Source organism: Paenibacillus sp. JJ-223 (assembly GCF_927798175.1).
GTDB lineage: Bacteria > Bacillota > Bacilli > Paenibacillales > Paenibacillaceae > Paenibacillus > Paenibacillus hubeiensis.
Map to the genome: position 1 here is coordinate 297,239 of NZ_CAKMMP010000004.1, position 24,528 is coordinate 321,766.

The 24,528-nt window shown below is 45.6% G+C and carries 23 protein-coding genes and 3 pseudogenes; 8 read left to right on the plus strand and 18 right to left on the minus strand.

Features of this window, described 5'->3' with window-relative positions; all coding sequences use genetic code 11:
• Positions 1–639 precede the first annotated feature (639 nt).
• Together ylbJ and L6H98_RS09855 are read left to right on the plus strand one after the other, a co-directional pair.
• Entirely contained in the window at positions 640–1,896 is a 1,257-nt protein-coding gene (gene ylbJ, locus L6H98_RS09850; protein ID WP_236414727.1) for a sporulation integral membrane protein YlbJ, read from the plus strand.
• Between the two features lie 103 nt (positions 1,897–1,999).
• Positions 2,000–2,803 carry an NAD kinase gene (locus tag L6H98_RS09855; RefSeq protein WP_236414728.1) on the plus strand — a complete coding sequence of 268 codons (804 nt, stop codon included), beginning with the start codon at positions 2,000–2,002 and terminating at the stop codon, positions 2,801–2,803.
• Between the two features lie 75 nt (positions 2,804–2,878).
• Here the strand turns inward: L6H98_RS09855 and L6H98_RS09860 are convergent, their stop codons facing one another.
• Together L6H98_RS09860 and lipA are read right to left on the minus strand one after the other, a co-directional pair.
• Positions 2,879–3,271 carry a YutD family protein gene (locus tag L6H98_RS09860; protein ID WP_236414729.1) on the minus strand — a complete coding sequence of 131 codons (393 nt, stop codon included), beginning with the start codon at positions 3,269–3,271 and terminating at the stop codon, positions 2,879–2,881.
• Between the two features lie 14 nt (positions 3,272–3,285).
• Positions 3,286–4,185: a lipoyl synthase gene (gene lipA, locus L6H98_RS09865; RefSeq protein WP_236414730.1), complete on the minus strand. Its 900-nt coding sequence runs from the start codon at positions 4,183–4,185 to the stop codon at positions 3,286–3,288.
• A 181-nt stretch (positions 4,186–4,366) separates the two neighbouring features.
• Between lipA and L6H98_RS09870 the strand changes: the two genes are divergently transcribed.
• Positions 4,367–5,443 carry a M23 family metallopeptidase gene (locus tag L6H98_RS09870; protein ID WP_236414731.1) on the plus strand — a complete coding sequence of 359 codons (1,077 nt, stop codon included), beginning with the start codon at positions 4,367–4,369 and terminating at the stop codon, positions 5,441–5,443.
• Positions 5,444–5,525: 82 nt separating this feature from the next.
• Here L6H98_RS09870 and yunB read toward each other — a convergent pair whose 3' ends face one another.
• From yunB to zwf, 3 genes are all read right to left on the minus strand, one after another.
• Positions 5,526–6,398 carry a sporulation protein YunB gene (yunB, locus tag L6H98_RS09875; protein ID WP_236414881.1) on the minus strand — a complete coding sequence of 291 codons (873 nt, stop codon included), beginning with the start codon at positions 6,396–6,398 and terminating at the stop codon, positions 5,526–5,528.
• Positions 6,399–6,630: 232 nt separating this feature from the next.
• Complete coding sequence (gene gnd / locus L6H98_RS09880) at positions 6,631–7,524, minus strand: phosphogluconate dehydrogenase (NAD(+)-dependent, decarboxylating) (protein ID WP_236414732.1); 894 nt, start codon at positions 7,522–7,524, stop codon at positions 6,631–6,633.
• Between the two features lie 203 nt (positions 7,525–7,727).
• Entirely contained in the window at positions 7,728–9,182 is a 1,455-nt protein-coding gene (zwf, locus tag L6H98_RS09885) for a glucose-6-phosphate dehydrogenase (protein ID WP_236414733.1), read from the minus strand.
• Between the two features lie 417 nt (positions 9,183–9,599).
• Between zwf and L6H98_RS09890 the strand changes: the two genes are divergently transcribed.
• Positions 9,600–9,920 carry a helix-turn-helix domain-containing protein gene (locus L6H98_RS09890; protein WP_236414734.1) on the plus strand — a complete coding sequence of 107 codons (321 nt, stop codon included), beginning with the start codon at positions 9,600–9,602 and terminating at the stop codon, positions 9,918–9,920.
• Between the two features lie 216 nt (positions 9,921–10,136).
• On the opposite strand, the gene L6H98_RS09895 is transcribed toward L6H98_RS09890, so the two are convergent.
• From L6H98_RS09895 to L6H98_RS09920, 7 genes and pseudogenes are all read right to left on the minus strand, one after another.
• The gene (locus L6H98_RS09895; protein WP_236414736.1) at positions 10,137–10,907 is read right to left on the minus strand and encodes a DUF3600 domain-containing protein; all 771 of its coding nucleotides are present in this window, start codon (positions 10,905–10,907) and stop codon (positions 10,137–10,139) included.
• Complete coding sequence (locus L6H98_RS09900; protein WP_236414738.1) at positions 10,904–11,485, minus strand: sigma-70 family RNA polymerase sigma factor; 582 nt, start codon at positions 11,483–11,485, stop codon at positions 10,904–10,906. Before L6H98_RS09900 ends, L6H98_RS09895 begins: the two co-directional genes overlap by 4 nt.
• Before the next feature lie 154 nt (positions 11,486–11,639).
• Positions 11,640–12,164 (minus strand): AAA family ATPase, encoded by a 525-nt coding sequence (locus tag L6H98_RS09905; RefSeq protein ID WP_236414740.1) that lies wholly within the window; start codon positions 12,162–12,164, stop codon positions 11,640–11,642.
• Between the two features lie 764 nt (positions 12,165–12,928).
• Complete coding sequence (gene fabZ, locus L6H98_RS09910; protein WP_236414741.1) at positions 12,929–13,369, minus strand: 3-hydroxyacyl-ACP dehydratase FabZ; 441 nt, start codon at positions 13,367–13,369, stop codon at positions 12,929–12,931.
• A gap of 170 nt (positions 13,370–13,539) precedes the next feature.
• Positions 13,540–14,018: pseudogene (locus L6H98_RS09915) on the minus strand (dihydrofolate reductase family protein).
• A 69-nt stretch (positions 14,019–14,087) separates the two neighbouring features.
• Positions 14,088–14,387, minus strand: a pseudogene (locus tag L6H98_RS31385) (helix-turn-helix transcriptional regulator); the annotation flags it as partial.
• Positions 14,388–14,988: 601 nt separating this feature from the next.
• Complete coding sequence (locus L6H98_RS09920) at positions 14,989–15,972, minus strand: LacI family DNA-binding transcriptional regulator (RefSeq protein WP_236414742.1); 984 nt, start codon at positions 15,970–15,972, stop codon at positions 14,989–14,991.
• Between the two features lie 85 nt (positions 15,973–16,057).
• On the opposite strand from L6H98_RS09920, the gene L6H98_RS09925 reads away from it, so the two are divergent.
• The gene (locus L6H98_RS09925; RefSeq protein WP_236414743.1) at positions 16,058–16,885 is read left to right on the plus strand and encodes an HAD-IIB family hydrolase; all 828 of its coding nucleotides are present in this window, start codon (positions 16,058–16,060) and stop codon (positions 16,883–16,885) included.
• Between the two features lie 153 nt (positions 16,886–17,038).
• Here the strand turns inward: L6H98_RS09925 and L6H98_RS09930 are convergent.
• Positions 17,039–17,599 (minus strand): annotated as a pseudogene (locus tag L6H98_RS09930) (response regulator transcription factor); the annotation flags it as partial.
• Positions 17,600–17,776: 177 nt separating this feature from the next.
• On the opposite strand from L6H98_RS09930, the gene L6H98_RS09935 reads away from it, so the two are divergent.
• Positions 17,777–18,172: a VOC family protein gene (locus L6H98_RS09935; protein ID WP_236414745.1), complete on the plus strand. Its 396-nt coding sequence runs from the start codon at positions 17,777–17,779 to the stop codon at positions 18,170–18,172.
• Between the two features lie 35 nt (positions 18,173–18,207).
• Here the strand turns inward: L6H98_RS09935 and L6H98_RS09940 are convergent, their stop codons facing one another.
• Both L6H98_RS09940 and L6H98_RS09945 read right to left on the minus strand, forming a co-directional pair.
• Complete coding sequence (locus L6H98_RS09940; RefSeq protein WP_236414746.1) at positions 18,208–18,396, minus strand: hypothetical protein; 189 nt, start codon at positions 18,394–18,396, stop codon at positions 18,208–18,210.
• 187 nt (positions 18,397–18,583) lie between these two features.
• A complete protein-coding gene (locus L6H98_RS09945; protein ID WP_236414747.1) occupies positions 18,584–19,288 on the minus strand; it encodes a MerR family DNA-binding transcriptional regulator in 705 nt (234 codons plus the stop codon).
• 168 nt (positions 19,289–19,456) lie between these two features.
• On the opposite strand from L6H98_RS09945, the gene L6H98_RS09950 reads away from it, so the two are divergent.
• Positions 19,457–20,191 carry a VOC family protein gene (locus tag L6H98_RS09950; protein WP_236414748.1) on the plus strand — a complete coding sequence of 245 codons (735 nt, stop codon included), beginning with the start codon at positions 19,457–19,459 and terminating at the stop codon, positions 20,189–20,191.
• A gap of 253 nt (positions 20,192–20,444) precedes the next feature.
• Here the strand turns inward: L6H98_RS09950 and L6H98_RS09955 are convergent, their stop codons facing one another.
• Positions 20,445–21,599, minus strand: a complete 1,155-nt coding sequence (locus tag L6H98_RS09955) for a stalk domain-containing protein (RefSeq protein ID WP_236414750.1) — start codon at positions 21,597–21,599, stop codon at positions 20,445–20,447.
• 245 nt (positions 21,600–21,844) lie between these two features.
• Between L6H98_RS09955 and L6H98_RS09960 the strand changes: the two genes are divergently transcribed.
• On the plus strand, positions 21,845–22,315 hold the full coding sequence (locus L6H98_RS09960; protein WP_236414752.1) for a hypothetical protein: 471 nt from the start codon (positions 21,845–21,847) through the stop codon (positions 22,313–22,315).
• A gap of 359 nt (positions 22,316–22,674) precedes the next feature.
• Here the strand turns inward: L6H98_RS09960 and ssuE are convergent, their stop codons facing one another.
• Positions 22,675–23,220, minus strand: a complete 546-nt coding sequence (gene ssuE, locus L6H98_RS09965) for an NADPH-dependent FMN reductase (RefSeq protein ID WP_236414753.1) — start codon at positions 23,218–23,220, stop codon at positions 22,675–22,677.
• A complete protein-coding gene (locus L6H98_RS09970) occupies positions 23,217–24,482 on the minus strand; it encodes an acyl-CoA dehydrogenase family protein (RefSeq protein WP_236414754.1) in 1,266 nt (421 codons plus the stop codon). Before L6H98_RS09970 ends, ssuE begins: the two co-directional genes overlap by 4 nt.
• Between the last annotated feature and the right edge of the window lie 46 nt (positions 24,483–24,528).

Below are 24,528 nucleotides of genomic sequence, written 5' to 3' on the forward strand. Positions count from 1 at the left end.
CTCCTATCTAACATGACATAGCTTTCCTTCAATTTATCCGCTATATAAACCACACGAATCAATCACACAAGGCCTCTGCGAGTGCAGTACCATCTTCCGATCGCTGTTATCCTCAGATTTTTTTATTCCCCTTTTCTAAGGGAACATCCGGTGATAAGCCTATGCTTCCGATGCAGCTTTCTTTCAGAAAGCTTTTAAGCGACCGCTTCGCTTCTCCAGATTGGTTCTGCCTCTCCGTTAACGTGTGTTTGTTTTTTGCGTTTATATAGACGCCGCCTAACGTAAACAAAAAAAGCACCAAACCGAAGTTTGGTGCATCACTCGATTTAATAGCTTCTCCAGTCCTCTTCCTCGGAAGGGACCAGAGAGGCTCGGATTACATACACAAATGCGCAAACCAAGATTCCCATGACAAGGCTCATCATCATCGCTCCATCCGTTCTGAATTCCACCGTCTGGACAATTGGGTGACGTATAGGCGTTGGGTTCATTTTAGCATACATCGTTTAAAAATACAGCCATTTATGCAAGCGTTTTCTTTATGAAAATGGTACTGTTTGTCCCTGCCGTTTCATATTATCGGAGAGACGAGCTTTTGTTGATTTCCGCCTTCATTCCAAACTAAAAAAGGAGAACTTTATGGCCGCAACCCAAAAGTGGATTCCCGCAATGATTGCCTTTGCGCTGCTCCTGATGTGTGGACTGATGGCCATGTTCCCAGCCGAAACCTGGCATGCGGGAGTGCGCGGACTCTCAATCTGGTGGGACGTGTTGTTCCCTTCCTTATTCCCGTTTCTGGTGCTGTCCGAGCTGTTGCTCGGATTCGGCATCGTTCATTTTCTTGGCACGATGCTTAATCCGTTGATGCGGCCGCTGTTTCGCGTGCCGGGAAGCGGAGGATTCGTATTTGCAGTCAGCTGCGCCTCCGGATATCCGACAGGAGCCAAACTTACGGCACAGCTGTATGAACAAAAGCTGGTTACGCGCGAAGAGGGCGAACGTCTGGTCTCTTTTACAACATCATCCGATCCGATCTTTATGATCGGGGCTGTATCGGTCGGTTTTTTCCACAACGCGGCCATTGCTCCTGTGCTGGTAATCGCCCACTACGCTTCCGCATTCATTGTCGGCGTGCTCATGCGCTTTCACGGCTCCTCAGGCACGATTCCATCGGCTCCCGCATCGGATGCGCATGTCCTCTCCTCCGGTGAACGGCGGAAAAACAGGGTCGCAAGGGCCATTCGGGCCATGCATGAAGCACGCCTGGCAGATGGGCGACCGCTGGGGGAACTGCTGCGTCAGGCGGTCGCATCTTCCCTCCGCCTTATTATTATCGTCGGCGGGCTGGTTGTATTCTTTTCGGTCATCATGGAGCTTCTGGTCCAGACAGGGGCACTCGGTCAATTGTACCGGTTTACCGAACATTTGCTTCAGCTTGCCGGCCTGCCTTCTGCCGTTTCCCACAGCCTTGTCGGCGGATTGTTCGAAGTCACCTTGGGTGCCAAAGAAGCGGGAGCTGCCGGCTCGGCAGTCCCCCTTCCGTATAAAGTGGCAGCCGCCGCGTTTGTACTGTCCTGGGGCGGGTTATCCGTTCATGCCCAGATTATGAGCGTGCTCAGCCACACTCCGCTCAGGTACGGTCCTTTCCTGCTCGCTCGGGTTATTCACGCGTTGATTGCACCCGTACTCGTTCTTCTGTTATGGTCGCCCATCACGGGAAGTTTGACGCAATCCGTGTTCCATCCGTCGGGCGTGATTTCCGGGCAAAGCATCTATAGGGCGGACTGGTCCTTGATCCTGTTTTCCGGGATCGGCGTGCTTGCAGGCATGATACTGTTTATGCTAAGCATCTCTTTCATGTGTTCGCGGTTCCTGCCTCGTCGCATCGAAAGGTAGGCCCCTTCGTCACCATTTCGTCATTTAGTTTCCGCTAAACGTTGTGTTCTTCCGTGGAATTGATTATCATCGGTAATATAATGACCACAAAGGAGCTTTCATCTTGAGATACTATGTTCAAGACCGCGGAGACCAGTTATCGATTGAACTGAGTCAGCAGTTCCACGCGCTGGCCAAAGAAGCCGGATTCAAGCTTGATGCAGAATCCCCGCAGATCGTCATTTCCATTGGCGGAGACGGAACCATGCTGCAGGCCTTTCACAACTTTATCGACCGGATTCCGGAAATCGCCTTTGTCGGAGTCCATACAGGCCATCTCGGGTTTTATGCCGATTGGAAGAAGGATGAGCTGCGCGAACTGATTGATTTGATGAGCGGCAAAGGAGACCCGGAACTTCTCAAGCCCCGCATTGTGCAATATCCACTGCTCGAGCTCGAAATTCGCAAAAAATCCGGCAACGCCTCGTACATTGCCTTGAACGAATTCACGCTCAAAGGCGTGGACGGCACGGTCGTCGCGCAGGTGGACATCAATGACGTTACCTTCGAGATGTTTCGGGGTGATGGAATCTGCGTATCCACGCCGTCAGGCAGTACGGCCTACAACAAGGCGCTTGGAGGCGCCATGGTTCATCCCACCATTGATGCGATTCAAATCGCGGAGATCGCTTCGATCAATAACAGGGTCTACCGGACGCTCGGTTCGCCCATCATTTTGCCCAAACATCACCACTGCGACATTTTTTCGCGAAAAGAACAGCGTTTGCTGCTGACGATCGATCATGTCAACGTGATGGTTGAGGATTTGATTTCGGTACGCTGTCAAGTATCCAGCCAAAAGGTAAGCTTTGCGCGTTTCCGTCCCTATCCGTTCTGGAGCCGGGTACGTACTGCATTTTTGGACTAGCCCTGCCAAAACACTTCGGGCACCTGTCGAACCAACAGCACCCCCAATAATAAGCAAACCAAAAAGCGGCCCTGTTCAGGAGCCGCTTTTGGCTTTCGGTGGCTGATCCTTGCTCTTTTGCAGCACGAAATATGCACAACCGAAATTGCAGTATTCATTAATGTAATCGACCATATGCGAAATGGCAGAGTCCTTGTTGGCCTTGGGATGGTTGTCCCGGTAAAATCCCTTCAAGCGCAGCTGGCTGTATCCCCAGTCCCCGACGATATAGTCGTAACGCTCCAGCACTTCGCTGTAACGATCGCGAAACACCTCGGGATTCCAGCCGTTTTTATGGTTCTGCACGATCTCGTAATTTTTGTTGCCGACCTGTACGATCACTTTTTCCTTGGGCCGCTCTTCGGGCTTTTCCTGAATTTGATCCTGGATCTGCTCCTGCTCGGGCACCATGCTTTTCTGTTCTTCCAAGCCTGTATCCTCCATCATGCGAGTGTTGCCGCTTGCTCCGTATGCTTCGTCGCAGATTTGACTTGCTCATGGGCATGATAGGAGCTGCGCACCATTGGGCCGGATTCGACGTGGCTGAAACCGCGCTTCAAGCCTTCCTGTTTCAAGGCCGCAAATTCTTCCGGCGGATAGTATTTTTCCACGTACAAATGCTTCTCTGACGGCTGCAAATACTGCCCTATCGTCATGATATCACAATCCACAGCCCGCAGGTCGTCCATCGTTTGCAAAATTTCATCATATTCTTCGCCTACGCCAAGCATAATGCTCGATTTGGTCGGGATGTTGGGCTGCATTTCTTTGGCGCGTGCCAGCAGCTCCAGAGACCGTTTGTATTTGGCCTTTGCCCGGACCTTATCCGACAGGCGTTCAACCGTTTCAATATTGTGATTCAGAATGTCCGGCTTCGCATCCATGACGATTTTCAAGGAGTCGCGATCCCCCATAAAGTCAGGAATAAGCACTTCCACGCTGCAGAGCGGCAGACGCCGACGCACGGCTTTGACCGTTTCTGCAAAAATGGATGCCCCTCCATCCTTCAAGTCGTCCCGCGCCACGCTGGTGATGACGCAATGCTGCAGATTCATCTGCTCGGCTGCTTCCGCTACCCGTTCAGGTTCCTGCAAATCGAGCTCCGTCGGCAAGCCGGTATTTACCGCGCAGAACCGGCATGCCCGTGTGCAGATGTCGCCCAAAATCATAAAAGTGGCCGTTCGATTGGCCCAACATTCGTAAATGTTCGGGCACCTCGCTTCCTCACATACCGTATGTAAGGTTTTGGAACGCATCATGTTTTTGATTTCCTGATAATTATCGCCGGTTGTCAATTTGATCCGAATCCAGTCCGGTTTCGGCTCCTTAACACGTTTAGCCAATGTATAAACCTTCTTTCTACTGAAGTTAGGCTGTTCTCGGAACATATTATACCATGAAAGCGTTGGAAAAACTCCCATTTGTCACATCTTGTCCGATTCGGCCCCAAATGGGATAAAATTCACGCTTTTGTAGAACGCTACGAAAAAGTGCGATTCAGACGGAAAGGAGGAAGCTTCTACCGTGAAAAAGCGTTTGAACGCGCGATTATACCGTCATCGCTGGATCTACATCGGTTTTGCCGTCCTGCTGCTAATTCCTGGTTTGTCCGTGCGAACCTACGCCAAACCCGCAGCACCCGAACCAAGGCCGCAACTTAAGGAATTGAAGCCTGCGGAAATTTTTGCCGAAAGAAGGCATTTGTACGAAAGCATCGGCCAAATGACCGACATTCCGTGGTACAGGCTCGCCGCAATCGATCAGTATGAGCGAACGCTCACCCGAGCTCATCCGAAGGACCGCAAACACCCGGAGCGGCTGACAGGCATATTCATGACGTCTCCGGCCTGGAGAGGCTGGCTGAATCCGGATGAAACGGATCAGAAGCCGCAATCGATCCTGGTCTTCGGCGGTTACGGGCGCGACGGCTCCGGCGACGGTATGGCCGACGCCAATAACGATGTCGACGTGTTGTACAGCATGGCTGAATTTATTCGAAAGCACGGAAACCGGCAGGAGGATTTCAACATCGCCCTATGGGAGTATTACCACAATTCCCGCGCCGTGCAGCGGATCCAGCAATTCGCCAAGCTGTATGAGCATTTCGATACGCTGGACCTGTTTGCGCACGCCTTTCCCGTGCCCCTCGGTACCAATTATTCCTATCGCAGCACCTGGGGAACGAAGCGCAGTTGGGGCGGCTACCGAATCCATGAAGGAACCGACATTTTCGCGCCTTATGGTCTCCCTGTTCGCAGCACCTGTTACGGGATCGTGGAAGTCAAAGGCTGGAATCCGTTCGGGGGCTGGAGGATCGGCATCCGGGACTTGAACAACCATTATCATTATTACGCGCACTTGTCCGGTTTCGACAAAAAGACGCATATCGGCCAAATCGTTACTCCAGGCCAGATCGTTGGATGGGTGGGCAGCTCAGGCTACGGCAAACCTGGCACGCAAGGCAAATTTCCGCCCCACCTTCACTATGGCATTTACAGGGACAGCGGGCTTGCCGAGTGGTCGTTCGACCCCTATCCGCTGTTGAATCATTGGGAGAAGGAAGAATACCGCCAAATCAAAGCAGGCAAAAAAAATAAATGATGCGCAGGCACCGACCAAACAGGACCTCGGTGGAACGAAACCGTTTGTTTCTTTCCATCATGAGGTTCTGTTTGTCATTGTTTTAATGGCTTTCATGCGCCGCGTCCGTCTGCAGTTCCTCCTCCATGCCGGGAATCGCGGGCTGCGGCTCGTGTTGTCCACCAGGCAGAGTCTGCTGTGGCACGACAGGCGTGCTCACGCCTCCGCTGCCCGATACGCCGCCGCCTTGGCCCGACGGCAGGGCAATGGCAGGCGCACCGTTTCCGTTATCTCCTACAGGCCTTCCTTGGTTATCGTAGTAGTACATGGGAACATCCCCTACGACTAACAGGTAGGAAATCGGAATTTCCGTATCCACCGTTTCGGGTTCCATATCAAACGGGACAACGACCGCGACTTCCGCAATAATGCGGATGTATACTTCGACCAGTATCATATTGATGCCCGCGTTCTGTTGGCGGGTATTCAGGTCGACTTTGACCGCGCCTTGAGGCTCTACCCGGAGCGGAATGCTGGGTCCGAACGATGCCAGAACGGGGCTTCCCAACGCCTGGCCGAGAGGGATCTTTTCTTTCAACATATGGATGTTCTGCAGCGTGGACTGCACGATGTTCATCGTACTTGCGGTGATGCGCATATGTTCGTCATAGTTCAGCATGAAACCCGAAACTTTTCCGGTTTGATCCGTCTTCCAATCGATCAGCCCTTCCGTTGTTTTTCCTTCGGCCACTTGTGCGGTGATCGCGCTGTTAATCGCCTCCGTCGCAATCTGCTTGACCCGGATCTTGGCCAAATGCATGATTGGCGGCTTCATTTTTTTCTCGACGTAGGCAAACCCCTGCAGCACGCAAAAAACCGATACCAGCAAAATAATCAGCCATATGCGCCGCTTTCCGCTTGGCAGCTTTCGTGGTTTCCTTATCCTGCGGCTTCTCCAGCGCATTCTTCTTCTCATCATCGGGCAATCCTCCCCTGCAGGATGAGCTGTAATGTATACGTTATCCTTATGCAGGACATGGCCGAAAAAGAAGGACAATGCCTCATCTCACCGCAAGCAACAGGACTAGGCCGGGCAAACGCAAAAAAGCCTCGCGGGCAGCTTCGCTGCCGGCAAGACTTTTTTCGCACGGTCCGAACCCTTATACAGGCCAGCTCATAGGCCCAAGGTTACGGAATCATTCATGCTATTATTTTTTTTCGACAGCATGTCCGCCGAATTCGTTGCGAAGCGCCGCAACGACTTTACCTGTAAACGTATCTGTTTCCAGGGAACGATAACGCATCAACAGGGACAACGCGATAACCGGGGTAGCGGTTTGCAGGTCGAATGCCGTTTCAACCGTCCAGCGGCCTTCACCGGAAGAATGCATAACCCCTTTGATTTCGTCCAGGTTAGCGTCTTTGGAGAATGCACGCTCCGTCAATTCCATCAGCCACGAACGGATAACGGAACCGTTGTTCCACACGCGAGCCACTTTTTCGAAGTCGAAGTCGAAGTCGCTTTTCTCCAGAACGTCGAAACCTTCGCCGATGGAAGCCATCATGCCGTACTCGATGCCGTTATGCACCATTTTGAGGAAGTGCCCGCTGCCCGCTTTACCGGCGTACAGGTACCCATTTTCCACAGCAGTGTCGCGGAACGCAGGTTCAACGATTTCCCAAGCTTCCGGATCTCCACCGATCATGTAACAAGCGCCGTTGCGTGCGCCTTCCATACCGCCTGATGTTCCTGCGTCCATATAGTGAATGCCTTGCGGTTTCAGTTCTTCGTAACGACGGATGGATTCTTTGTAGTGGGAGTTGCCTGCTTCGATGATGATGTCGCCTTTGGACAGCAACGGAGCAACTTCTTTCAATACAACGTCAACCACGTTATGTGGAACCATGATCCACAGTACGCGCGGGGATTCGAGGGATGCCACCATATCTGCATAAGAAGATACGCCTTGTGCACCGTATTCTTTCATTTCTGCTACAGCTTGTTCGTTCAGGTCGAAGGCAACAACCTCATGTTTATGGTCGATCAAGTTTCTGCCCAGGTTCAAGCCCATTTTACCAAGTCCGATAAGTCCAAGTTTCATTCCAAACTCCTCCTATTTTATCAACATTTTTTTCTATATCTAAAGGGCCCGGAAGCGAAAACGGCATTATCAACGCATTAAAGAAAAATGACAAACTCGCCGTTTTCGCCGTTTGGAGCCACTTATCGCTATATCACACGCATGTTCTAAATATATAACAGTAAAATGAAAGCTAATTTCCTCTAACGGTTCGGTTTTTCGTCTTACCACCAACGGAATCCGTCTGCCGCCGTCAGGCGATCTGCGGATTCAGGGCCTTGAGATCCTGCCGCATACGTATCCAGCGGTATGCTTCCTTCCTGGAAGGCTTCCAGGATCGGTTGTACCCACTGCCAGGACAGCTCCACCTCTTTCCAATGCGCAAAGAATGTGGAATCACCGCGCATGGCATCATAAATGAGGTTCTCGTAAGCTTCAGGAATGTTGCGCTTGCCGGAGGAGAACGTCAGGTTAATCGGCTCCACCTCGCCATGATGCAGCGGATTTTTCCCGTTGAGCTGCAAGGAAATGCTCTCGCCTGGACCGATTTCGATCGTCAGCAGGTTCGGATCGGATGTTCTTTCCGATTCATGACCCGTTTTGAGCGGCTCTTTGAATTCAATGACGATGCGCGTCGATTTCTCCGCAAGGCGTTTACCTGTGCGAATATAGAACGGAACTTCGCTCCAGAACGGATCGTCGATCCACAATCTTGCGGCAACGTAAGTTTCATTTTGGGAACCGGCAGGAACGCCAGGCTCGTCCAAATAACCTACAACGGATTCGCCTTGAAGTTCGCCGGCAGCATATTGTGCACGCACGACTTGGGAAGCGATCTTTTCTTTCGTCAGCGGACGAAGCGATTCAACGATTTTCCGTTTTTTGAAGCGGATTTCATCAGGCGTGCAGCGCTTCGGCAAGTGCAGGGCCGTCATCATCAGTATTTGCAGCATATGGTTTTGGAACATGTCGCGCGTTGCGCCGCTTTGATCGTAATACGCTGCGCGTTCCTCGACGCCAACCGTTTCGCTTGCCGTAATCTGTACGTTCGCGATGTAACGGTTCGACCACAAGGCCTGAATGACCGGGTTGGCATAACCGAGTACTTCGATGTTCTGCACCATCGGTTTGCCAAGGAAATGGTCAATCCGGTAAATTTCTTCTTCCGCAAACGTGCTGCTTAATTTCTCGTTCAGTTCGCGTGCGGATTGCAGATCATGGCCAAACGGTTTTTCAATGATCAATTTCTTCCAGCCTTTGGTGTTGCCCAAACCGCTTTGCTGAATGTTCTCCGCGATTGGCTCGAAGAACTCAGGAGCGACCGACATATAAAACATGCGATTTTCCGGAATATTCAATTCCTTCTCACGCTGCTCCACAAGCTCCAGAAGCTTCACATAATCTTCAGGCTTCGTATTGTTCAGCGAGCAGTAACGGAACGCCCCGATAAAATCGCGTACGACGGATTCTTCTTCCGGCGTCTGGCGCGAAAAGGTATGCAACGATTTTTCAACATTGCCCTGGAACTCGACATCCGACAGTTCACGCCGCCCCAATCCGATCACGGAGAAGGATTTCGGCATTTTCTGATCAACGAACAAATTGTATAAAGCAGGATAAATTTTGCGCTTGGCCAAATCGCCAGTTGCCCCAAACAAGACAAATGTCATTGCGTCCATTGAAGTGCCTCCTGTGTTCTGTGCAGTATAGTATATGATGTTGCAAAATGTTCAAATCCAAGCATGACAAAAGACGGAATTAGTGGGTATGTGCCCCGCCTTCGCTCCGTTTCGTGCCTTGGTTGAATTTAAACATCTGACATTCCTTCTCTCCACAACCCGAGTGATCAGGTTATAAAATGTAACCTACTTGAATTGCCGTAACCCATAATACACCCGTCGTCACATTTCGTCAATAATCGTGGCAAAACTGTGAACCCCAGATCCAGCAAGGGTTTTCAGTGTTGTTAACGCTTAAATTGGTAATATAAACTAACAATTGTATGTGATTTTTGACACATTCCGCGGTGGACATCTTGGTTACAATAAGTATACTAATGCTATATAGAGCCAAACTTTGAATAAAGGAGCACGTTTATGAGTGATGATAAGAATGCCAATCAGCTATGTGGAAAAGTGGAACAGTCTTATCTGATCATTGGCCGAAAATGGGTCGCCCTCATCATTCACGCATTGATGGAAGAGCCCAAACGTTTCAGCGAAATACACGCTTATATTCCAGATCTGAGCAAGCGTGTGCTGAATGACCGAATGAAGGAACTTGAAGAAGAGGGGATCGTCGTTCGCCATGTGGTGACAGAGCGCCCGGTTCGTACCGAATATATGCTAACGCGCAAGGGTACGGAGCTTGGGCGGGCATTAGGCGCTGTCGAGCAGTGGGCTGAAAAGTGGCTGTAACGAATGCATGGCATCTAAGAGGTAAATATGATGCATCATACCGTCTAAAAGTTTAGTGGTTTTCCCAAATGGAACATAAAGACAACAACAAAACCCCTTTGTCTGAACATGACAGCAGCGTCCGACTCATTTGCGGATCTTCGCCATTTCATCACAAAGGGGTATTCGTTCTTCTAGTCCGACAGGATGACTATAGGGTTGGCCGTATATTCCTTCCTATCGTATTTCAAGGCCCAGCCTCTTCAAATAAACGCTAATGCGCTGTGTAAGTTCGTCTAAATCCGAACGCTGTTTCTCGGACAGTTGCTCTTCATTTACGGTGCCATCACTGGTTACGGTCAATGCTTCAATGCGCTTCATTTCCTCGTAGACAGCTTGGAAATCGGCATAGTCTTCCGCACTGAACATTTCCTTGGCCTGGGCAAACTGTTCTTTCCAAAACTGCTCTTCACCCATGATGATGTTATGTGACATCCTTATATCATGTGAACTAACTTGCTCTAGTTGAGTAAAATAAGGTTCTAACTTCACGGCCAATGCTTCGTACTGCTGTCTGACTCCTTTATCCCATTGCTCGGGATGCAGCTGTCCATCCGGACCGGCTTGAGCAAGTGCAATTTTCCCCCACTGCTGGAGCAGACTCATAAAGGCGGTGTAATCTTCATTGCTAAAATGAGCCTTGGCGCCCTGCAATTTGGCTTCAAGCCGGGCATACTCTTCTACCGTCACGCCCAACGCCGCAACCGATTGTTGACTGCCATAGATGCCATCTGCCAAATAGGTGTAACCTGCATAGGCAGCGGTAGGGATTAACAAGGCGATGCTAATGATGCCCGCAACCATCCATCTGCTGCTTCTTCTTTTGTTTATGGAACTGACTCTTTTTTCGATCTGCTGCATTAATCGTTCCTTGCTTTCCGTCGGCACGGTCCATTGACCTGTCTGATCCTTGTATGCTTCGCGTAATTCGTTCTCCAATTCCTTCATCCCCAATCCTCCACCTTTCTGCCTTCGATGAATTGTAAAATGCGCTTCTTCTGACGCAGCTTGCCCAATCCGGCATGGATGCGGGATTTCACCGTTCCAAGCGGAATATCCAGAATCGTTGCAATCTCTTCCTGCGTATACTCGCTCAAATAATGGAGAGTAATGACTTGCCGCTGTTTGTAGGGTAATCGCTGTACTTGTTCAAGCAACGGACGATGGGCCAGTTTGCTAACCAATTCGCCTGTAAAGTCTTGTTCCATGGCTGTGTCCGTTTTGTTCACCCGCTCGTTAAAGCGCAGACGAAGCAGTTTTTTTCGCCGATCGTTCTGAACGATACGCATGGCAATGCCCATCAGCCACGGGCGAAACGGACGCTGGACATCAAATTTCTCCAGGGAGCGATACGCCTGAATGTAAACTTCCTGCACCAAGTCCTCCGCATCGCTCGCATGCCTCACCAAAAAACGAACGGTGCGATACACGTCCTGCACTGTCTTTTCATAGATTTCCCCATATGCTTCGTGGTTCCCCGCACGCGACAGTTTAACCAAAGTTATGAATTGTTCATTGTCATCCATAAGTCTCTCCTCTCTGCAGCCTTTACTATATATTGTCGCGGGAAGCAGATATCGTTCGATTTATTTGAACAGCTTAACGAAAAATGGAGCAGCTTGCCAACCGGCAAACTGCTCCATGACGTTCTAAGCTAACGTTTCCCGTTAGCTGAAGTCCTTAACCTTCGGATCTACCAAACAAACAGTTTAGAATGGAATCCGCACATTCCTCTGAAGAATGTATGTGTGTGTTGACAGTACAGTCATACTGTATATCTTTTGCCATAATTTCGTTTTGCCAGTCTGATTGATCTTCGGTTCGATCTCCTCGTTCAATATTTCTCTGGCGACAAATTTCCAATGGACAAAACACTTCAACAATATGAAAGGGATAACCAGCAAATATTTCCTTAACTTTTTCATAATGAGGCTTTAACTCAGGTCTTTCTACCAAAATGCCATCGATAAGTACATTTTTGCCATGGTCAGAAAATAGTTTGGCGGTATGATACATCATAATAATGGCATCACTTAAATATTTCCAGTAATCATCCCGAAGATAGTTATCGCCAATTGTATTTTCAAAAAGGTCGTTTGCAACAACGTAAAAGAACTCATCTGAGTTTAACTGGATAGCATCTACTATAGAAGTTTTTCCTGAACTAGTTACTCCGTTCAAAAATACAATTTTTCCTCTACTCATATCTTATCCCCAATTCATGTAAAGTTATAACAGTTCCAACGTAATAAGAATTGCTACCGTGGCTGCCGCAGAGCAATTTTCCTGTCAGAATAATCGATATAGTTCTACAGCCCACACTTTATTATTCAGTAAATGAAAAGGAGTATTATTAAAAGTATGGGCCCCGAAAGTGTCATTATTATAGAAAACTTCTTGTTTTGTATAAATTGGACTAAATAAAACACCAAAGAACCTGCCATAAAAATAAAGAATAGCGGCCAGTATCCTATAGATGCTATACCTCCTAAAAGTATATATAGTAAGGAACATAGGAAAAACTTTGATTCTTTATTATATTTAACGAGAATGGCATATAAGGCGATCCCCAATATACAACTAACGTAGACGTATAATGTGATCATTCCAAGTTGAAATTTGATGTATTCACTATGAATGGGGACGGAAAGGAAATAAATCAGTATACCTACCAATAAAGAACTGCCAGCCCCCCTTAAGTATCTAACAAACAAAATTAGGCCCCCTTTCTTTAAATAACTATTTTTCCACCCTCCAATGTCGTACTCGAACATATATTGTTTGAATATTACTCACCTGCCTGAAGGTCTTTTTATCGAGATTAAACAGGCGTATTTTCTTCCCCATATTCCCCTGCTTACACGGTTATATCTTAACACATTCTGGAAGTTTCCTGCCTGTATGTTGAACAAAAGCAGCCGATCATTTTGATCAGCTGCTTTCTTGGCTTTATTAAGCTACAATTTCTGTTAGTTTATAGCCTCAATAGAATGAAATGCAAACATTATTTCTGCTTCACAAACCAATTCATAGTTTACCTTGGCGATGCCGATTCCTTTGACAATTTGTCCCTTGGTTCGGATCACTTCGAATTCAAGGTGGAGTTGATCCCCTGGTTTTACTTGCTTTTTGAACCGACAATGATCAATCCCCGTCAGTAATCCTATCTTATGGTTATTGCTCTCTACGTTGGACATAGCGATACCACCCACCTGTGCCAATGCTTCTAAAATCAAGACTCCAGGTATGACGGGATAATCGGGAAAATGACCAGAGAAATATGGTTCATTGAAAGTTACATTTTTAATTCCAACGGCTCTCTTTCCCTCAACAATTTCTAAGATTCTATCGACCATAAGAAAGGGATATCTATGGGGAATAAGCTCTTTAATTTGATTAATATCAAGCATGGATTACCTCCTCTGATAATGGTTTATAACCATTCTAACGTCATTTGGAGGAATCAGCCATTTTTGTACTAAACTGTACGTTACTTGAACAAAAGCAGCCGATCATTTTGATCAACTGCTTTCTTTTTAAGTCATCGTTTCCCGTTAGCGTACCAGCTTAAGTGACAAGGTCATCTTACCGTCTGTAAACGACCTATGGCTCCAGAATCAAAGGTCTTGTTTTCGATTAGCTTAAGATTGATCTTCTCCTTGAGGCCTTGGAATAACGGCACTCCCTTACCGATCAGGACTGGAGAAACCGTAATATTTTACTCATCAATCAAATCAAGTTGCATAAGGTGGTGTGCAAATCTAGGACTGCCGAGGATGGCCCATATCCTTGCCTGGCTGCTGTTTGAGGTTATTGATCTCTTCCTTGACTCCTTCTTTCACGAGTCTGGAATTATTCCATTCGACTTTCTCCAGCGTCGTGGAAAAAATGATTTGGCTGTCTTTTCGATCCACTCGGCATGATTCCGTTCATGGTGCGAAGCTGAGGGGTTCGAAGGCACAGATTGCCAGTAACTGTGCATCATCTGATAAGTCCCACGCCCCCCAAATGACAATGTCGCTCCAAATCAGCATCGTAGGAAACCCAGCCAATGTCCATTTCACCATTCCGCCCTTCTACAAAACCGTCAAGCGATAAGTGAATGTTTTTGCCAGATTGCCTACATTCACCAGGCGTTATCCCATATTCGCGTTTAAACGCACGTATGTAGGTTTGCTCATGTTCATAACCGCATTCGATGGCAATGTCTAGAACCCGCTTCTCAGTTTGCATCAAATCTTCTAAGCTGAAGGCTAGCTTTCGAGAGCGGATATAGCTTTGCAGCGGTACGCCAAAAGCGAACTTGAAAAGTCGACGTAAGTGAACCGTGGAGATTGGAAGATCGTTCAGATATTCTGTCTCGCTCGTACCAGTAATATTTTCTTCGATTCGGGACAGGAGCTCAGAAAGAATTTTGTATGGTTGTATAGCCTATGTCACTCTCCTAATATGTTTTTGTTCCTTAGAATTTATAATGGACCTTATTTGCTACTAGTGAAATAGTACCACAGATGGGAATCATATTCATTTCTTGAATACTGACGATGAAGATCCGATTATCTACATTGTCAATCTTTTCGACGGGCGACATGGAGAACAGCGCCCCAGTGACGGGAAACCGACTTTTCTGGACGACTTTTAAGACGAACTCGGATTTCGTTGAACAGTTTGTCGCGTTTCCATTCTTCCATACAGCCCGCTTTTCTCAATCTCATCGTTTTGAATTTCACGGAAGAAGGGTCTCCACCGTCTGGAAATACGTGATCTGCGTTCCAAAATGCGAGGTATCCGCCGGGACGAAGGACCTGCAATGTCTTAATGTATTGTTCAAATGACTCACGCAACTTCATTTGAGATAAACTTGGACACCAGTTTAAGCATCTCCGGTTCTCGCATCCCTCTACTCCTTCAGCGTAAAGAACCACTGAATATCTTTCTTATTTAGAAATGCTCCGTTTTGTCTAGAGATTCAAGTACCACAACGAGGATTTCACTACCCTTTTTTTCTTTGTCTTTCACTTCACTTATTTTAAGTAGAATTACGTATAATCAGCGAAGTTTTGTAGGTTTTCGCTATAGGAGCAGATCGCATCCCCTTCAATCTCCGGGTAAGACATGCTGTAACATCCCTGGCCATTTCGGGAACACAATTGGTTAATGTGGTCAGTTCCGGATTAGTCATCAATCCCACAGGATGATTATCAAATCCGATGACGGACATTTCTTGAGGCACGGATATCCCCTTTTGCTTTGCTGCTTTCAATAAACCTGTAGCTACAAAGTCACTACCTGTTATCATTCCATCCGGCAATTGATCAGAAGTAAATAATTGTTCTCCCAAGGCATAACCATCTTCCATAGTCACCAGACCCATATAACATTGTGATTTCGTACACGCAAGGCCGAATTGTTGGTGAGCCCGTTGAAACCCGTTCCATCTTTTCTCTTGCAATAGTGTCAGATGATCCATACAGAAGAATAGATGACGGCGCCCCTTGGACAGCAAATAGGCTGTCGCTTGAAAGACCGCATCTTCTTCATCCAATCGAAAGACATCGAGAAACTCTCCGTCCATCGCTTCGTTGCATATGATTCCAATGTAAGAACCTATATATTCTTTAATTTCTCTCTCCGAGAAATGGGAATGAGCAATAACAACGGCATCCATTTCTCGACGTAACAATCGGGCATACACATCACGTTCATACTCGGGGGATGATTCAGTCTGATAGATGACAAGTTGATACCCCATCGAGCCTAAAGATCGACTTAATGCACTAACAAGCTGACTGAAATAGGGATGCTCCACATCCGGGACAAGCACACCGATATGATTGCTGGCTTGTAGACGCAACTGAACCCCCTGCGTATTGCGGACATATCCCAGCTCCGTAATGGCTCTCTGTACTTTTTGCCTGCTTTCAACAGATACATGAGGATGGTCGTTTAACACACGTGATACCGTCGACTTGGAGAGACCGCTTATACGTGAAATATCCATTATGGTAGGCAAAATTAACACCTCATCTAAAGTATTGACCTGGGAACGTTCCCTGCAATTATGATATCGTTAACAAACTGTAGGAGGAGTCACACTTATGGAAGTCATCTATACCCCCGCTGTAACCGAATATCTGATATTGTTTGATTTTGACGAAACGTATTACCCGCATGAATGTTTGCCTGAACAACTCAACATGGTGTACGAACTGGAAAAATACCTCCAGCAGCTTGCCAGAAATCATCAAGTAAAGATAGCTTGGGTCACCGGAAGCAGTGTTCAGCAAATTCAAGCAAAAATGAAAATAGCCGGTATGACACAGCTCCCCCATTTTATAGCGAGCAATCTGGGCACAGAGATGTGGGAAGTCGAGCCTGACGGACAACTGGTCACTGTTCCTTCATGGGCAAAGATTATACAGGCATCCGGATTCTCTCGAAGAGATGTAGAAGATTTAATTAGCGAATTAAAATCAACATTTAACATTGTCCTTCACGAACAGACTCAATTTGGTCAATCCGGATATAAAATGAACTACTATTATTATCCGGTATCGGCAGCCAGAACCCAATATGATATAAGTATCATCAGGCACCTGGCTGCAAATTACGGGATCGGAATTAATATTAATATTTGCAATCCCAAGGCGGGTGATCCGGAGAACGCATATGATGTCGATTTTATCCCCGCAGGAACTGGAAAGAAAGCGGCTGTGCAATTCCTGATGGATTATAGTCAGGTACTCCTCTCCAAAACATTGGCCTTCGGTGACAGTGGAAATGACATCGAGATGCTTCGGATGGTTGCCCATGGATATCTTCTCCAGAATGCAACGGCAGAGGCAAAGTCATGCCACAACAACATTGCCCCTTTTCCTTACGCCGAGGGAATTTTGCATGTATGCAGAAATTTCTTTGGGGAGTAATTCATATTATGGCGTTTGCTCAGCTATTGTACAATATACAAATACCGCCGCTTTCCTTTAGGGAGAAGGGCGGTATTTACATATTGACGGTTGGAAATCCAGTTAGCCTGTATCCATGGCCTTTAAAAATTGAAATGGATACATAACTTGAGGTTATTCCAGAAGCCCAGCCTCCTTGGCTTTCAGCACCGCTTCCTCACGGTTGCGGACTCCCAGTTTCAAATAAGCCGATGACGCATAGTTTCGAACCGTACCATCGTATAAATACAATTCGGAAGCAATGCTTTTATATCGCAGCCCTTTGGACACGAATTGTAAAATTTCAAGTTCCCGCGGTGATAAATCATAGGCCAAGGAGACTTTGATTGACGAATGGTCATCGCCGCTATTGTCCGCTTCCAGTTGGGCAAATAATTTGTGCGACATGCCCTGATCGATCAGCGTGCCCCCGCGGTGGACGGTGCGAATCGTTTCAGCCAGCTCTAACGGCTGCATGGACTTCAATAGGTATCCATCCACCCCGCTTCGCATTGCCTCCATAGCCTGTTTGGTATCCTCGAACGTGGTGAAAATCAGAATCCGGATGTTGGGCCACGATTCTTTTATCGGACGGGATGTTCGGCATTTCAACATCCATAAGCACCAGTTGCGGCCTAACTTGCCTGCACAGCTCGATCGCTTGCTCCCATCCTCAGCCGTCCCGACAATACTGAGCCTGAATGATTTTATAAATAATTAAAGGGAAAAATGCCAAATGTGGTCTGGCTGCAAAGAAGGCACGTCGATAGAAGGTTTTTAACAAGAAATTTTTTTTGACTGTGTCGATTTCAGTGATACGCATTCGTCGTATGAATGTAAGACAAAAAACAGATGAAAGGTTGTTGAACAATCATGGGAGCACAAATGAACGCTTATCTGATGTCGGGGGATGCAAGAAGCCAGGCAAAATACTATATCGAGGCACTCGGTGGGGAAATCCAGTTTGTCAGTACATACGGGGATGCGCCCGGCGCGCCCGAGGCAATGAAGGATAAAGTGATGCACTTGGCGATCACGGTGGCGGGAACGAATTCGTTGATGCTGTCCGACGTGTTTGAGCCGGTATCGTATAACCGGAGTGTCAGTCTCTCATTAACGTATAATGATGAGGCTGAAGCGAGAGCGGCCTATGCCAAGCTAAGCGAAGGCGGAGAAAGCAAGTATCCTTTTGCCCTTCAGCCATGGGGTGCTTATTATGGAGAGATTATTGATCAATTCGGAGTTACGTGGATGATCACTAAAAGGTAGTTGTAGGAATCAACCCTTTGAGAATTTGATGATGATCATTTCCGGAAGGCAGTCGACATTAGGATCGGCTGTCTTTTTCGTTCGGAAACTTCTAAATCATACATGTTCCTTTTTGTCATTAAACTAACCTGCCCGTTTTCCGCTCCCCCATCTCCATATTCTTCAGCAGTATCAATCAGAGTAAGCCCATTTCTAATACCATAACGCAGCTTACGATACTGCATTGAAACAAAACCTCCCGCAAAATAATAGGCACATTATGTGTTGATCTACCGTTAATAACTTAAAACAACCAATCACAGTAAGCGGCTACGTTTTTATGTAATCGTCCAAATAGGTTAATCCAACCTTACTGCTAATTTTGTATTACCTGTTTGCTCCATCTAACCTTAGAATACAAGTATTTCCTTACTACTTTTCTTCTTTATTTGAGATTACATTAAGAAGATTATTTAAAGAACCTATACCATGTACCTGCTCAAGCAACGCTTTATCAATGTATTGAAGAGACTCATGAGCAATTTGCTTAATTTGAGCAATGCTATTATTATCAATCCCCGATAATACCTCACGAACAATATCCAATGAGTAAGCTACTCTTTGAACCGTTCGAATAATAAATACCTTGCGAATATCAGATGGACTGTATATACGGAATCCACTATCTTTGTCTCGCTCAGGTCTGATTAATCCTTCCTTCTCCCAATGCCGAATTGCAGAAGTAGACACATTCGCTTCTTTAGCTAACTCTCCGATTGTAAACGAATCTTTATAACTGTACTTGGGGAGATCTGTCATTTCTTTCAAATCAAGCATATCGACAGTTCTTTGTGCGACTTCCCTTTCTGCATGAAGGTTAACTTGAGCTTTATTAATCAGCCATAAAGCATTAAGTATATCCCCATTTATGATGAGTGGCATAACCTCTCGGACCAAATTCATTCCAAAACCTGCGTACATTGCACGTATGCACTCAAAATAAGCCTCATGTTCCTTTGTATAATTGCGATACCCGTTGGCCGCTCTTTCGACCTTTGGAATAAGTCCCCAAGCTTCATAATGCCTTAATGCGCTGGTACTTATCTTCAATTTCCTTGCTATCTCGATCCCTTTCATCTCGCTTCCCCTTTTATCCTTTACTTAATCGTTAAACCAGATGACGGCTTTTTCTCTCTTATCATTATAAAAAAGGGATATAATAAATAAAACATTAGCATTTGCATGAGTGTTTTATGATAAGAGAGTAATTATGTTAATCAGCCACTTTTCGAGGAGGTTGTACTCTTGTCAACAAAACAATCCGGTACCACGATCCCCATTTTGCCCAGCAGATCTATAGACGAACAACTGGATTTTTACCAAGCATTAGGTTTCGAAGTGACGTACCGTCAAGCCAAACCCAACCTATACGCTTGCGTCCGCCACAGAATCGTAGAACTACATTTCTTTGTACTCAAGCAACTGAATCCAGAAAATTCTTACAGCATGTGCTACGTACACGTTCCAGATGTGGATGCCGTATACAAGGAATTTAGTGAGAATTTAAAAAATGTGTACAGAAAAATCCCCACTAAGGGATTTCCTAAAATTTCAAAACCAAATGACCTGTTGGAAGATCGCAGATTTAATCTCATCGATCCTGCCGGTAACCGTCTGTTAATTGGAACTAAGCATACCGAGAATAGACAAATCGTAAAAGGGACCTCCAAATTTGAAGTTGCCTACGAAGCTGCCTACCGAATGATGTATGCCAAAGATGAACCAGTTGGTGCAGCAAAAGTACTAGATGTAGTGCTTTCAAAAGCTCAAGATGCATCTTCATTACTTCATTTTAGAGCGTACGTATTACGTGCAGATATCGCAGTTGCTATGGAGGAATGGTCAATTGTGAATCACTTTGTCCAGAAAACGGATCAGATTTCATTATCTGACTCAGAACTTATTGAAAAAGTCACAGAAGAAGAATTTATTAGGCTAAGAGAAATTAAAAAAATGCTTGAAATACAAGGGGAATATTAAAGTTCAATGAGCGTTCAATCACTTACGAAATTTATAAAGAATTCCATACGTAAGAGTATCCGCGGAATCATTGAACTAACCTGCCCGTTCGTTGAACAAAAGCAGCCGATCGCGTTGATCAGCTGCTTTCTTGATATTATTGAGCAATCGTTTCCCGTTAGTTTAATGACGGTCTACATATTTTACTCTTGTTTTGAGGCATGGTAACTGAGTCCTTATCTACAAATATTATTTTGTAACTCCATTATGCTGCTTAATTTTTGAAAATCACGACCATATGCTTGCTCCCCATATATTCAACGGAAGTATTTAACTGCTCCGCCACAAAACGAACAGGAACGAACGCACTGCCGTTCTTCAGAAGTAAAGGAGCATCTTGCATCACCGTTTGCTGGTTTACTTTTACCTGCCTGTTCCCTACAACCCAACGAATCGTTTTACCATCCTTCTGAATCGTTACCTCTTTGGTGCTCTGCTTCCAATTCACGGCTGCCCCAAGCTTCTCGGAGATGAAACGGATCGGCACATAGGTACGTCCTGTCTGAATAAATGGCGCTGCGGTAATACGATAAGCACTTTCTCCAACATAAGCAGTCGTGCTGCCGATCACCAAGCGCTGTGTCTTACGCTGACCGCCAGGCAACTCATTTCCTGCCATTTTCACAAATAATTTATATGTTTTCGATCCCTTGCTTAAATCTAAATAGTTATTTTGCAGTGCAAGTGGTTCAATGAATGCACCCGTATCATAATACGGTAAAAAACCACGTTGTTGGAGCGGCTCTAAATCCCAGACTCGATTATTTTTCAAATAGAGGTAAGACAATCTTTGAAGATTTCTCAACGGCTCCAAATCATAGATCTGGTTAGATGATAAATCCAGAGAAAGTAAGTTAGTTAATTTAGATAAAGGAGCAAGATCTTTGATGTTATTATTCGCAGCATCGAGTCTCCAAAGATTAACCAATCCTGCTAGCGGCTTTAGATCTGTGATCTTGTTAGAACTTATGGACAACGTATTCAGATTAACTAGTCCCGCTAGCGCTGAAAGATCATTGAATTGGTTCCTAGATACCGATAAATCTGTCAACTTCGTTAACTTCCTGAGGGGCTTAATATCCTCAATTTGATTGTCACTCAAATCCAAAGTCGTCATATTGACTGCATACTCCAAACCCTGCAAACTCTTAATTCCTTTACCCGATAAATTAACGTCGGTCAGTGACTCTAAATCCTCTTTTGTCAGTGATTCATCGTCGTTTTTATTCAATAATGACTTAATCGCTTGTTCTAGGTTGATATCCTCAAAAGCCAAAGGCTGTTGGTTAAACGCCTCCATGTAAGCCTGTCTTGGTAAGCCAAAACATAGGACAAAAATAATTAATAATCCAGCAAGGTATTTCTTCATTCTGACCATTCCTCTCCAATCACTGTATAAACTAGCCAATGTTGCTTGAATTAAGACGCAGTTTGCAAAGAAAAGTTGTATTGAAGAGTAATGTAAGTATTCTGCTCGTTAGTTGAACAGCCCATCAAAGTTGATTCTTTCGGAGACCAATTGTCCTGCAACGCCAAATAGGCCCTTACCACTTTTTAGTGAATACAATGTTTTTAAGTAGGAAATAATTGTTGGTATAGAAGGGCGGGGATAATATGTTTAAGAAAATATATTTAATAGCCTTTGCAGTGACTATTATTTCAGGCGTGTCATTAATTTCCAATTCAAAAGCAGACACCTATCCAGAAATGGAAACCGTAAATAAGACAGATAAAAATCCTGTTAACACGAATTTTTTAACAAATAACGTGAAATCCGAAGAATCAGTAAAAAACGTAGAATCCGTAGAATCAAAAATCGCAAAAGGGTATTATAGTCAATTCTATACACCTCATGGCATGTTCGTGCGAGCAGATGAACAAAGTATCTTTAAGGAATCAGAGATAGCAAGAACTATAGATGAAATCGGGCCTAATACGAATCAACTAATTTTTGAAGGCGAGTTTTTTTTAAAAGTAGATGAAGCAGAATTTTCTAAAAATTATCCCAATTCGTTGCTCTTAGGTAAAACCTTAAATGATGAAAAACCGACTGATACTGATGTTCCATCAAGTTCATCAAAATAGTAATTTCATTTCATAAAGAAGGAGCCATTGTTTTCGACAATGGCTTCTGATTTTTTTATTTTGGAATTAGCGTGACTCCAGTGAATGTTTCGACTCCCGGCCGCTGTTGTCCCCAGATATTCACGGTAGAAATCCGGTGGCAAAGGCGGACGCTATCGCTCCTACAGTTCCAAACTTCTCCTCCGTCTCTCTTCCCTTATAAGATAGTTTCAAGTTCAATCTATATAGATTGATAAGCTCCGTTTCATTCACGTCCCTATCCTACGTTAACCTGCCCTTTAGTTGAACAAAAGCAGCCGATCACATTGATCAGCTGCTTTCTTGATATTATTGAGCTATTGTTTCCCTTTATCTTATCCTCAGATGCGTTTGGTGTAGGCAATCAAATCCAATATTGAGGCATCCATACGCTGCTGGATTTCGTGATCTAATTGGAATTGAATGTCTTGGTTAGGAACTTCAATACGTTCGATCTGACTGTCGATGGCAAATACATTTTCCGCAAAAGATTTAGTTCCCATCGAGGCTAAAAGGGGCTTCAACGCATAGTCGATGGAAAGCAAGTTCGAAAGGGTACCTCCTACAAAATAGGCAGCTGCGATTTTATCTTTAAAGGCTTTTTGCGGTAATAAATCAACGTAAGCTTTAAGGATGCCTGTATAGGTTGTTTTATACACCGGGCTTGCAATAATGATTCCTGTCGCTTCTTCCACTTTGGCATGTGCGCTTAATATGGGCTTGCTGTTGAAATTGGCGTGCATCAAATCAGCCGGAGGCAAGGAGTACACATCGATGATCGCTACTTCGCAGCCTTGCTGCTCCAATTTCAGTTTGGCATATTGAACAACGCCGTTTACCCGAGATCTATTGTTGGGGCTTCCAGAAATGATCGCTATTTTACTCATTCTGCTTTAGCTCCAGTAGTTGATCCTAGAGACGATGCGTAAGCTAATGTCATCCCATGCTGTGGCGGTAAGCCCATTAGTACTCTTCCGTATAGCTCAAGCCCGGTAGATGCCGTAGTCAGCGCATGATTAGAGCCGCCTCTAATGTCACGGAAGATTTGAGACAAGCGATTGAAATCGGCAATGACACTCCCTCCGCTCTCCGCCATTAGCATATCTACGGCTTCCCAGCATAACATCGCTGCATAGGTCATATCCGTCTGAAGCTGAGCCACTTCCTTTAGGCTGAATCCTTCTGCATTTTGCACATGACGCTCCAGATGATCAATGGCTCGACTGATATGAAGATGAGCGGATTCGACTTTCATGGCGGCAAGCCCTACTTTATACTGAATATGGCCCACTTCCGCCTGAGAATGATGGATGGTCATCGTTATTCCTCGATGAGGCGCTTTTTCAACAAAATACTCGACAGCCCCTCTGGCCAGTCCGAGAATCGCACTGATCCCGGTCGTAATACTTGTAATAAGCTGTACATAAGGTTTATATTTGTCACGCCCTTTTAATTCAACAGGCAAAGAACTCATTTGTTTCGTGTCCTGGCTGACGACATATTTCTCTGGAATAAAGACATTTTTGATTTCCAGACTATTACTTGCCGACCCTTTTAAACTCATCGTGTACCAGTCATCTACAATGGTAACTTCACTCATCGGAACGACGGCCAACATCATCCCCAAATTTTTGCTTTTCTGCATGGACTTTGCGTCATTCAAATTTAACAAAGCATGGGTTGCATGCTTGGAACCTGAACCGAATCCCCAAAAGCCCTCCTCTACCAAATAGCCCCCGTCTACTTTTTTCACTACAGCTTTGCGTGCTCCCAAGACGGAACAAAAACGTACTTCCTCTTGCTGACCAAAGAGAGAATCCAATGCTTCGGAAGATAAAGATAATGAAGCCGTATAGTTGTTGCCGTTAATGATTTGAACGACCCAGCCAACAGAGCCGTTCCCCTTGGCCACCTCGGAAATAATTTCAACCATGGCACGGATACTAACCTCATGACCTCCGTACTCTTTCGGTGTGCCAAGCTTAAACAAACCCGCATCCGAAACTTTCTGAATAACCTCTTCAGGAATATGTCTTTCTTCATCAATCATCGTTCCGAATTTTTGAAGATAGGGAACTAACGCTGTAGCGTTGTTTAGTAATTGACGTTCAAGTGTGGTGAGCTGATGGTCGCTGCTTAAGTTAGCCATTCGTATATCGCTCCTTGTTTTCGAATTATACATCTGTATATTTAAA